Below are 11516 nucleotides of genomic sequence, written 5' to 3'. Positions count from 1 at the left end.
TTTCCTTCAGCGTCCGGTCCGCGCGGGACCGTCCGTCTCGTTGCGCATCACACGGAGCCGAGCCTCACGCCGTAGGGGCGGGACCGAGCCCACGGACCGGCCCGGAGGCCGGAGGAACGTCAGTTGGCGCGGGCACGGAAATAGGCGCCCGGATCGGATTCCTCACGCTCGCGCGAGGGGTTGTTGATGGGATCGCCGCTGGTCTTGGCGACCTTGCGGGGCGGCTTGCGGTAGCCGGTCGGCGGATCGGTCAGCACGTCCCGATCCGGCTCGACCTGGGATGGTTCGGACGCCTCGGCGGAGCGCAGGCCGAAGGGGTTGGCCCAGAAGGAGTTGCGGTCCTCCGTCTCACCCTCGGGCCGGCCCGGCTCCGTGCGCACCTGCGCGTCGGCGCGGCGCCCGGCCCGCATCTCGTCGATGGAGAGGGTCATGTTGTTGTCGTCCATGCGCCCCTGCGCCCCCCGCACGATGGGCTTGCGGGCCTCGGCCCGCTCGCGTTCGCGCTGAACCAGTTCCGGGTCCTTCGGCCATTGCGGCGAGGCGGTGGCTTGGCGCGGCGGCGGCAGCGCCTTGCCGTCGAGTTTGGGCGGCATCACCAGGGGTGCCCGCTCACGATAGGTGATGGCCGGCTTCTCCGGCTCGATCAGGCCGATCCCGCTCAGGGCGTCGCGCATGAACACGCCCTGCTGGGCCTGCGCGGACCCGGCCAGGACGAGCGCCCCCGCCAGGAAGCCGGTGACGGAAGAGAGGAATCCACGCTGTGCGATCATGCCATCCCCGATGCCTGTCCGGTCTCCACGCCCGGCAGACCGGGCTCGAATAGTCGCGTTCGCGAAAGCGATCCTGATCCGGCTCGCAACGCCTGATCCCGGTTTCGGGCGATCGTATGGCGCCTTGGCCACAGGGCGCCAGAGACCGGCCGACAACGATCCCGGATGTGGTTTACGGATCACAGACCCCGCCCGATTGGCGCGCACCTCAAACCGGCGGCGCGGCGGCCTTCCGCGGGTCGGGCCGCAGGCTGTCGATGACGAGGCCGACCACGCCCGCCACGATGGCCGCGTCGGCAATGTTGAACACGTACCAGGACCACGTGCCCCAGTAGAGGTGCACGAAGTCGAACACCGCCCCGTACACCGCCCGGTCGATGGCGTTGCCGATGGCGCCGCCCGCCACGAGCCCGAGGGAGACGGCGAGGAGACGCGATTCCGTCCGGCGCATCCACACCACGAGACCGATGGCGGCGAGCGCCGAGATGCCGACGAGGAGCCAGCGGCCGAAGCCGCCGTCCTGCTGGAACAGGCCGTAGGACACGCCCCGGTTCCACACCACGAGGAGATCGGCGAAGGGAGCGACCCGCCAGGGCTGGGTCAGGACGAGGTCGGTGCCGCGATAGAGCCAGAGCTTCGAGACCTGATCGAGGATCAGGGTGGCGAGGAGGCCGACGAGGCCGAGGCGGAAGGCAGTCATCGGATCGTCCGGAGGGCACGGGATTGGCACGCGGGTCCCTCCCCCCGTCGGGGAAGGGATCGACGCGGTCGCGGCGTGGCCGGGCTCACGCCGCGGCGCCGTGGGCGGCGTCCCACTCGCGCAGGGCTTTCGCGTCGCGGGGCGTCACGTCCGGATAAGCCTCGTCCGTGCCGACCTCGGGGCTGACCCGCCAGGAGCGGGCGCATTTGCGTCCCTCGGCGAGGGCCGGCACCACGGCGACGCCGCGCACGTCGTCGAGGCGGAAGGCTTGCTCCGGCCCCTCGCCGGCTTCGACGCGGATCGCCGAGGTGATGCACACCTCGGCGAAGTCGATGCCGTCGAGGGCGGCGCGCAGGTCCGCATCGGCGACATGAACCACGGGCGCCGCCTCGAGACTGGCGCCGATGCGCTTGGCCGCCCGCTCGATCTCCAGGGCGCCGGTGACGACGCGGCGGACGCGGCGGATCTTCTGCCAGCGCGCCGCCAGGGCCTCGTCGCGCCAGGCGGATGGGGTCTCGGGCAGGGTCTGGAGATGCACGGAGCCGGTCTCCGACGGATACCGATCGAGCCACGCCTCCTCGGCCGTGAAGGCGAGGACGGGGCTCAGCCAGATGGTGCAGCGGGTGAACGTCTCGTCGATCACCTGCAGGGCGGCGCGGCGCACCCGCGACGAGATCGGATCGCAGTAGAGCGCGTCCTTGCGGACATCGAAGTAGAAGGCCGAGAGGTCGCCGGTCATGAAGCCGTTGAGCAGGGCGACGACCCGCTTGAGGTCGAAGCTCGCGTAGGCGTCGCGGATCTCGCCGTCGAGTTCGGCGAGGCGGTGCCGGATCAGGCGCTCCAGTTCGGGCAGTTCGGCATGGGGGATCTCGGTGCCGGGTTCGAAATGTGCCAGGGACCCGAGCATCCAGCGTAAGCTGTTGCGCAGCTTGCGGTAGGTCTCCGCGAAGGTCTTGATGATCTCGGGGCCGATGCGCAGGTCGTCGGTGTAGTCGGAGGCCGCCACCCACAGGCGCAGGATGTCGGCGCCGGAATCCTTGATGATGTTCTGGGGGGCGACGACGTTGCCCTTGGATTTCGACATCTTCAGCCCCTTAGGGTCGAGGACGAACCCGTGGGTGAGGACGATGTCATAGGGCGCCCGGCCCCGCGTGCCGCTCGACTCCAGGAGCGACGACTGGAACCAGCCGCGATGCTGGTCCGAGCCTTCGAGGTACATCACCGTGTCGCCGCCGCCGTCGCGCTTGCGCACCACGCCGGAGAGACCCGGGAACTGCTCCGGATCGTCGAGCACGAAGGCATGGGTCGAGCCGGAATCGAACCAGACGTCGAGGACGTCCGTGACCTTCTCGTAGTCCGCCGGATCGTAATCGGGCGCCAGGAACCGCGCGCCGTCGGCATCCGTGAACCACGCATCGGCGCCTTCCGCCTCGAAGGCCGCGACGATGCGGGCGTTCACGGCCGCATCGCGAAGAACCTCGTGGGTGCCGCGCTTGACGAACACCGTGATCGGCACGCCCCAGGCGCGCTGGCGCGAGACCACCCAATCGGGCCGGTTGCCAACCATGCCGTTGATGCGGTTCTTGCCCTGTGGCGGCACCCAGCGGGTGTCCTCGATCGCCTGAAGCGCCGTCTCGCGCAGGGTGCGGTTGCCGAGCGTCTCCACCGGCTTGTCCATGGCGATGAACCATTGCGGCGTGTTGCGGAAGATGACGGGCTTCTTCGAGCGCCAGGAATGGGGATAGCTGTGCTTGAGGGTGCCACGCGCCACCAGGGTGCCGGCCTCCGTCAGGGCCGCGATGACCGCCTTGTTGGCGTCGCCCTTCTCGCCCTTGTGGTTAAGAACGAGTTTTCCCGTGAAACCGGGCGCGTCCTCCGTCAGGGCACCATCGGCATCGACGGTGTAGGGGATACGGGTGTCGATGCCGCGCTCGGCGAGCGCCCGGCCATTGGCCATCCAGACTTCGAAATCCTCGCGACCATGGCCCGGCGCCGTGTGGACGAAGCCCGTGCCGGCCTCGTCGGTGACGTGGTCGCCGTCGAGGAGCGGCACGGCGAAGTCGTAGCCGGGAACGTGGCCCGCCAGGGGATGCGCGAGGGTCAGGCCCGCGAGTTCGACCGCGGTCACGTCGCGCACCCGCTCGAAGCCCTCGACGCGGGCGGCGGCGAAGACGGAGGCCGCCAGGGTGTCGGCCAGGACGTAGAGGTCCCCGACCTTGGCCCAATTGTCTTCGGCGGCGGCCGTCACCCGGAACAGGCCGTAGGCGACACGCTTCGAATAGGCCACGGCGCGGTTGCCCGGGATGGTCCATGGCGTGGTCGTCCAGATCACCACCCGCGCCGAGGCGAGATCGTCGGCGGCCCCGGCGGTCGGCCGGAAGGCAGCGAAGATCGTGTCGCTGACGACGTCCTCGTACTCGACCTCCGCCTCGGCGAGGGCCGTCTTCTCCACGACGGACCACATCACCGGCTTCGAGCCGCGATAGAGCTGGCCGGTGGTGGCGAAGGTCATGAGTTCGCGGGCGATAGTGGCTTCGGCCGGGAACGTCATGGTGGCGTAGGGATGGTCCCAATCGCCGGTGACGCCGAGGCGCTTGAATTCGCCGCGCTGGGTGTCGAGCCACTGGCCGGCGAAGGCCCGGCATTCCTGGCGGAATTCGAGGACCGGCACGCTGTCCTTGTTGCGGCCCTTGGCGCGGTAGGCCTCCTCGATCTTCCACTCGATGGGCAGGCCGTGACAGTCCCAACCCGGCACGTAGTTGGCGTCGTAGCCGAGCGCGCCTTGCGCGCGGACGATGACGTCCTTCAGGATCTTGTTCAGGGCCGTGCCGATGTGGATGTTGCCGTTGGCGTAGGGAGGCCCGTCGTGCAGCACGAATTTCGGCTGGCCGGCGGCCTTTGCGCGGATCTGCCCATAGAGGTCGGTGGCCGCCCAGCGGTCCAGCAGCAGGGGCTCGCGCACGGGCAGGCCGGCCCGCATGGGGAAGTCGGTCTGGGGCAGGAACAGGGTCTTGGAGTAGTCGCGGGCGGCCGCGCCGGCGGGCTTTTCGGAATCGGTCATGGCTCTCTGGAAGTCCGGGCGCCGCGAGGGGACGGGGCGCTGAAGCGGGAGGCGGTCCGGGCGGGACCGGCGGCGGAAGGGGCAATCGAGTGCCCTCCCGGCCTCCGCCGGGCACGCGTCGCGGCGGCCCTCAGACGGAGGCCGGGCTCGTAATTCGCAGGCGGCCGGGGGGACGCGGAGCGTCCGGGCCGCGCGGATCGGCATCAGCGCACATGCGCGGGGTTCTAAAGCATCGGCTCACGAAGGGAAATCGGGTTTTCGGCGAAAGCGCGGTCCCCGGCGCGCATCGTGGAACGGGGACTTTTTCGAAGCTCGGCCGTTGTCCTCCCAGAACGTCCGGCGGGCTTCGCCTCGCGGGACGGCCAACATGACACCGGAGGAACCCGCCATGAAACACGTCCTGCTCGCCGCCAGCCTCGTTCTGTCGACCTTCGCCCTCTCCGGCGCCGCCGAGGCTCAGGGTCTTCCGGGCGGCATCCGCCGGGGCGCCGCCGAGGGTGACCGGGTCGCCGGTCCCGTGGGCGGCATCGTGGGTGGTGCGGTCGGCGGCGCCGTGGGAACGGTGAACGGGGCGCTCGGCATCGATCCGGGCCGGGGCGCCTACCGCACCCGGCTGAAGTCGCGCCGGCATCATCGCCACCACCGTCGCCATTACCGCTGAGGCGCAATTCGCCCCCGGCGATCCTGCGCCAGGAGGTAGAGACCCGAGCCCACGACGATGGACGCGCCCAGCAGCGTCCATCGGTTCGGCACGTCTCCGAAGATGACGGCCCCGAAGAGCACCGACCACAGCAATTGCGTATAGATGAAGGGCGCCAGCACGTTGGCCGGAGCGCGGGCATGAGCCAGCACCAGGAGCCAGTGCCCGAGGGTGCCGAACAGGCCGACGCCGACGAGGAGCGCCCAGGCGAGGCCGTTCGGCGGCGTGGTCCAGATCCACGGCAGCAGCGGCGTCATCAGGGCGAGGCCCGCGAGCCCGGAATACACCATGGTGGTGGCGGTGGAATCGTGGGCCGCCAGCTTGCGCGTGGTGAGGATGTAGAGGGCGTAGCACAGCATGTTGCCGAGGCTCAGCAGCACCGCCGGCTGGACCGGCCCGACGCCCGGCCGGACGATGACGAGGACGCCGAGGAACCCGACGCCGATGGCGACGAGCCGCCGGGGCGAGGTCCATTCGCCCAGCACCGGCCCGGCGAGCAGCGCGACGGCCAGGGGGGCGGCGAACTGGATCGACAGGGTCTCGGCCAGTTGCAGGTGGCGCAGCGCCAAAAAGTTCAGGGCGGTGGAGCCGAACAGCAGCCCCGAGCGCAGGATCTGCAGGCCGAGCCGATTGGTCCGCATCACCCCGGGCGAGGTCACGGGGTTCAGAAAAAGCGAGATTGCCGCGACGCTGACGGCGTAGCGCATGAAGGTGGCGAGCAGGGGATCGACGCCGAGGCGCGCCAAGCCCTTGGCCGAGGCATCGAGGCAGGCGAAGAACACCAGGGTCCCGCACATGAGCGCGATGCCGACGCGCCGCCGGGCCGCTTCCGTCTCGTTCACCGCGCCCCCGTCCCGTTTCTTTCTCGTCCTCCCCTACGCTACCCATCGCGTCGAAAGAGGGGCGCGCGGGCATGGACTCCGGTCCATGCCCAACGTGCGGATCAGGTCACGACGCTCGGCGCGTCCCGGCCGGTGAGGGCCGCGATGTCGGCGATCGCCCCTGCGGCGGCGACGGCCGAGGCCAACACCTCCGCCACGGGCCGGTCGAGGCGGCCGGAAGCGGGCTCGAAGCGCTCGATATAGACCCGGAGCGTCGCCCCCGCCGTGCCGGTGCCCGAGAGGCGGTAGACCACGCGGGCATCCTCGGCGAAGCCGATGCGGATGCCCTGCTGCGCCGTCACCGACCCGTCCACGGGATCGACGTAGCGGAAGTCGTCGGCCGTCGCGACGGTGAGGTCGCCGAAGCGCTGCCCCGGCAAGGCGTCGAGCTTGGCGCGCAGGCCGTCCATGAGGGTCTTGGCGGCCTCCGCGTCGATCTCCTCGTAATCGTGGCGGGTGTAGTAGTCGCGCCCGAAGCGGGCCCAGTGGGCGTGGACGAGGTCGCGGGCGGGCGTCCCCGTGGCGGCCAGCACGTTGAGCCAGAGAAGCACGGCCCAGAGACCGTCCTTCTCGCGCACGTGGTTCGAGCCGGTGCCGGCACTTTCCTCGCCGCACAGGGTGATGCGGCCGGCATCCAACAGGGAGCCGAAGAACTTCCAGCCCGTCGGCGTCTCGTAGGCGGGGATGCCCAGGGACGCCGCCACCCGGTCCACGGCCCGGCTTGTCGGCATGGAGCGGGCGACCCCCGCCAGACCCGCGGCGTAGCCCGGCGCCCGGTGGGCATGGGCGGCGAGGATCGCCAGGCTGTCGCTCGGCGTGACGAACAGGCCCGGCGCCACGATCATGTTACGGTCGCCGTCACCATCCGAAGCCGCGCCGAAATCCGGGGCCTCGGGGCTGAGCATGAGGTCGTAGAGGTCGTGGCAATGGACCGGGTTCGGATCGGGATGGTGCCCGCCGAAATCCGGCTGCGGCGTGCCGTTGACGACGGTGCCGGGCGCGGCGCCGAGTTCGCCTTCGAGAATCGCGTGTGCGTAAGGCCCCGTCACCGCGCTCATGGCATCGAAGCGCATGCGGAAGCCACCCGCGAACAGAGCCCGGATCGCGTCGAAATCGACCAGGGTCCGCATGAGGTCGAGGTAATCGGCCACGGGGTCGAGAATCGTGACGGCCATGTCGCCGAGCCGGGTCTCGCCCACGGCGTCGAGGTCGAGGTCGGGGGCCTCGACGATGCGGTATTCGGTGAGCGCCAGGGTGCGGGCGAAGATCGCGGCGGTGACGTCCTCGGGGGCGGGGCCGCCATTGGCGGTGTTGAACTTGATGCCGAAATCGCCGTCCGGCCCGCCGGGATTGTGGCTCGCCGACAGGACGAGGCCGCCGATGGCGCCGTATTTGCGGATCACGCAGGAAGCGGCGGGCGTCGAGAGCAAGCCGCCCTGGCCGACGAGGACGCGGGAAAAGCCGTTGGCCGCCGCCATCTTCAGGGCCGTCTGCACCACCTCGCGGTTGAAGAACCGGCCATCGCCGCCGATCACCAGGGTGGCGCCGGCCCGGCCGGGGATCGCGTCGAAGATCGACTGGACGAAGTTCTCGACGTAGCGCGGCTGGCGGAACACCGCGACCTTCTTGCGCAGGCCGGAGGTGCCGGGCTTCTGGTCCGGGAACGGGGTCGTCGCCACAAGCTTCGCCGTCATCGTACTCGCATCTCCGCGCCGGCCTGCGGGCCGGATCGAGAAACCTTAGAGCGGAAGCGTCGCCGAGTGGGAAGGGCCTGCGACGCCTCGACGAGACTTGCGACGTCAGGGAAGAACCTGCGACGCCCGGAAAGGATCTGCGGCAAACAGGGGACAAGCCGATTCGGTCGGGAGCCTGGGGGGCGCGAGCGCGTTCCCCCTGCCCAAGAACCAAGCAGGACGGCACGCAACCGCGATGGCAAAGCGCAGGACCAAGACGGCCCCCGCCCATCACGAGGCGGATATCGCGCCCCTCGTGCCCACGGGCGCCCTCGCGGTGGCGCTCCTCGACCGCGAGGCCGACGCCCATCCCCTCATCCACATCGCCCGCGAACGCCACCGCCTCGGGGCCCTCGCCGACATCCTGAAGGCGCTGGCGCCGGAGCGCAGCGTGGCGATCTACCCGGAATGGGATTGCCTGCCCTACGACCGGGCCTCGCCTTCGCGGGGCACCATGGGGGCACGGGCGGGCGTGCTGCGGTGGCTCACCGACGCGAAGAACCTCCCCGACATCGTGCTCACCACGGCTCCGGCCCTGATCCAGCGGGTGCCGCCACCCGAGACCTGGGCCGACGCCCATCTCGAGATCCGCGTCGGCGACCGCCTCGACCCGCAGACCCTCACGACGGATCTCCAGCGGCTTGGCTACATCCTCGACGACCGGGTGGACGAGCCCGGCGAGGTCGCGGTCCGGGGCCGCACCATCGAGATCTTCCCCGCCGCTGCCGAGCGTCCGTCCCGGATCGAACACGACGAGGCCCGCGTCACCGCCATCCGTACCTACGATCCCGTATCGCAGCGCTCGCTCACCGATGTCGACACCCTGGTGATCGACTCGGCCACCGAGATCGTGCTGCCGCGCGACACGGGCGTGTCCCTGCGCCCCTTCACCGGCCAGGAACACGAGTTGCCGCGCCTGTATCCGCGCCTCGTCACCCCCCTCGATTACGTTCCCGGCGCCCGCCTCGTCGTCGAGAGCGGCGCCGAGGAACGCGCCGCCGCCTTCTTCGAGCAGATCGCCGAGGGGCGCGAGAGTTCGGGGCGCGCGACGCCCCTGCCCCGCGAGCTCTACCTCGAACCGGCCGAATGGGCCGCGCTCCGGGACGCGCGCCCCGTCACCCCGGCCTCGAACGAGGCGGCCGAGGCCATCGCCCTGCCGTCCTTCGCGCAGAAAGCACGGCCGGGGCCGGCCTTCACGCAATGCCTGCGGGGACACGTCGCGGCGGGCGAGCGCGTGCTGCTCACGGGGCCGGCCGAAGCCCTGCCGCGCCTCGTGCGCGCCGCCGAGAAGGCCCTGTCCCGCAAGGTCAGCAAGGTGCGGGACTGGGCGGAGGTGCTTCGGGCGCCGGCCGGCGACGTCCTCGTCCTCGCCGCGCCCGTCGAGGCCGGGTTCCGCGTGCCGGACCGGGATATCGCCGTGATCGCGGCGGCCGATCTGTTCGGCGCCCAAGCCGCCACCGCGAAGACCGGGCAGACGGCGATCCTGCCCATGGGCGAAGTCGACCTGCGGGTGGGGGATGTGGCCGTCGACCGCGACCACGGCCTGTGCGTGTTCGAGGGCCTCGAATCCGTGCGGATGGGCGAGGGGGAAGAAGACGCCTTGCGGCTGCGCTTCGCGGGGGACGCCGTCCTCATGGTGCCGGTGAGCCAGTCCGACCGGATCTGGCGCTACGGTTCGGAGCCCGACGCCGTCAGCCTCGACCGCCTCGACGGCAACGCCTGGGCGCGTCGTCGCCTGGAGACGGAGGCGGCCCTCGCCAAGGCCGCCCGCGGCATGTTGAAGAGCGCCGAGGCGCGTCGTGCGATCAAGGCGCCCGTGCTCGAGGCCATGCCCCGTGAGATGGAGCGCTTCGCCGCCGGCTTCGGCTTCAACCTCACGACCGATCAGGCGAGCGCCGTGGACGGGGCGCTCGCCGACCTCGCCTCGGGCCAGCCCATGGATCGCCTCGTCTGCGGCGATGTCGGCTTCGGCAAGACAGAGGTGGCGCTCCGCGCCGTCGCGGCGGCCCTGTTCGCCGGCAAGCAGGTCGCCGTGGTAGCGCCCACCACCGTCCTGGTGCGCCAGCACGTTCAGACCTTCCAGCGCCGCTTCGCGCGGTTCGGCATCGAGGTCGCGCACCTGTCCCGCCTCGTCTCCCCGACGGAGGCCAAGCGCGTGAAGGCGGGCCTCGCCGATGGCAGCATCCGTCTGGTGATCGGCACGCAGGGGCTGGCGGCCAAGGGCGTCACCTTCGCGGATCTCGGCCTCATGGTCATCGACGAGGAGCAGCGCTTCGGCGCCAAGCTGAAGGAAAGCCTGCGCCGAGCAGCCGGCGACGGCCACGTCATGACCCTCACGGCGACGCCGATCCCCCGCACCCTGCAATCGGCCCTCGTCGGCCTGCAATCCCTCAGCGTCATCGCCACGCCGCCGAGCGTGCGCCAGCCGATCCGCACGGTGATCCTGCCGTTCGACGACGGCGCCGTGCGCGCCGCCCTCCTGCGCGAGCACCGCCGTGGCGGGCAGAGCTTCCTGGTCTGTCCCCGCGTCGAGGACATCGCCCCGATGGCGAAACGCCTCGCCGCCCTCGTGCCCGAACTCACGACGCTCATCGCCCACGGCGACCTCAAGGCCGCCGAGATGGACAGCGTGATGGTGCGCTTCGCCGATGGCGAGGGCGACGTCCTGCTCGCCACCAGCATCATCGAGAGCGGCCTCGACGTGCCCCGCGCCAACACCATGCTGGTGTGGGAGGCGGAGCGCTTCGGCCTCGCCCAGCTGCACCAGTTGCGCGGCCGGGTCGGGCGCGGCCAGCGCCGGGGCGTCACCTATCTCCTGAGCCGGCCGGAGAAGCCCCTGGCGCCGGCGACGGAGAAGCGTCTGCGCACCCTGGAGGCCCTCGACCGACTCGGCGCGGGCTTCGCCATCAGCGCCCGCGACCTCGACCTACGCGGGGCCGGCGATCTCGTCGGCGAGAATCAGGCCGGCCACGTCAAGCTCATCGGCCTCGGGCTCTATCAGCACCTCCTCCACCTCGCCCTGCGGGCGGCCAAGGGAGAATCTGCCGAGGATTGGACGCCGGAGATCCGCCTCGGACTCACCGGCCGCGTGCCCGCCGATTACGTGCCGGAGCCGGAACTACGCCTCAGCCTCTACACCCGGCTCCTGCGCCTGCGCTCACCGGAAGAGGTCGAGGCCCTGCGCGGCGAGGTCGAGGATCGGTTCGGCCCCCTGCCCGAAGCCGTGACAGACCTCGTCACCCTCGCGCACCTGCGCGTCGGCTGCTGCGCCCTCGGGATCAGTCGTCTCAGCGGCGGTCCCCAGGGCCTCGCGGCCGACCTGCATCCGGACGCGCCCGCCCTCCTCGTGCCGGTCTCGGACGACCTCGTGTGCAAGGACCGCCGGGTGCTCCTGCGTCGCGGCAGCGAGGACCCGGCCGAGCGCGGGCGCCTCGCCGTCGATTTCCTCGAACGCCTCGGGGACGCCCGCCGCCGGGGTTGATTCGCCCCGGCCGCGAGGCCGCTTCGCCGGCCTGTGCCCCTGCCGCCACGCTCGTCGAGAGACGATCGGAACGGCCTTGTATACAGTCGAGCCGGCGCCTAAGAATTCCGTAAAGCCGTTGTATCACAACACTTTACGATAATTCTAAACAGCGCGTCGCGCCCTGACCCGCCCCCCTCGGCGCGGGATC

General features: G+C 70.9%; 7 protein-coding genes. 2 read left to right on the top strand and 5 right to left on the bottom strand.

The genetic code is table 11. The features are described from left to right. Nucleotides 1-119: 119 nt before the first annotated feature. The 3 genes from BM249_RS03895 to ileS all read right to left on the bottom strand — a co-directional run bounded on the left by BM249_RS03895 (nucleotide 120) and on the right by ileS (nucleotide 4531). Nucleotides 120-770 (bottom strand): hypothetical protein, encoded by a 651-nt coding sequence (locus BM249_RS03895; protein ID WP_091969192.1) that lies wholly within the window; start codon nucleotides 768-770, stop codon nucleotides 120-122. Between the two features lie 208 nt (nucleotides 771-978). Next, entirely contained in the window at nucleotides 979-1470 is a 492-nt protein-coding gene (lspA, locus tag BM249_RS03890; protein ID WP_091969190.1) for a signal peptidase II, read from the bottom strand. 85 nt (nucleotides 1471-1555) lie between these two features. Then, on the bottom strand, nucleotides 1556-4531 hold the full coding sequence (gene ileS / locus BM249_RS03885; RefSeq protein ID WP_091969188.1) for an isoleucine--tRNA ligase: 2976 nt from the start codon (nucleotides 4529-4531) through the stop codon (nucleotides 1556-1558). 388 nt (nucleotides 4532-4919) lie between these two features. Here ileS and BM249_RS03880 point away from each other — a divergent pair, with 388 nt between their 5' ends. Next, complete coding sequence (locus BM249_RS03880) at nucleotides 4920-5192, top strand: hypothetical protein (protein ID WP_091969186.1); 273 nt, start codon at nucleotides 4920-4922, stop codon at nucleotides 5190-5192. Here the strand turns inward: BM249_RS03880 and BM249_RS03875 are convergent. Both BM249_RS03875 and BM249_RS03870 read right to left on the bottom strand, forming a co-directional pair. Beyond that, on the bottom strand, nucleotides 5183-6073 hold the full coding sequence (locus BM249_RS03875) for a DMT family transporter (RefSeq protein ID WP_483127888.1): 891 nt from the start codon (nucleotides 6071-6073) through the stop codon (nucleotides 5183-5185). The two genes, BM249_RS03880 and BM249_RS03875, sit on opposite strands and share 10 nt — an antisense overlap. 101 nt (nucleotides 6074-6174) lie before the next feature. After that, on the bottom strand, nucleotides 6175-7806 hold the full coding sequence (locus tag BM249_RS03870) for an alpha-D-glucose phosphate-specific phosphoglucomutase (RefSeq protein ID WP_091969184.1): 1632 nt from the start codon (nucleotides 7804-7806) through the stop codon (nucleotides 6175-6177). Between the two features lie 235 nt (nucleotides 7807-8041). On the opposite strand from BM249_RS03870, the gene BM249_RS03865 reads away from it, so the two are divergent. After that, nucleotides 8042-11326 carry a DEAD/DEAH box helicase gene (locus tag BM249_RS03865; protein ID WP_091969182.1) on the top strand — a complete coding sequence of 1095 codons (3285 nt, stop codon included), beginning with the start codon at nucleotides 8042-8044 and terminating at the stop codon, nucleotides 11324-11326. Nucleotides 11327-11516: the final 190 nt, after the last annotated feature.

Source organism: Methylobacterium gossipiicola, assembly GCF_900113485.1.
GTDB classification, from domain to species: domain Bacteria; phylum Pseudomonadota; class Alphaproteobacteria; order Rhizobiales; family Beijerinckiaceae; genus Methylobacterium; species Methylobacterium gossipiicola.
The sequence above is the reverse complement of the archived record's forward strand: the minus strand, read 5'-3'. Positions and strand labels throughout refer to the sequence as shown.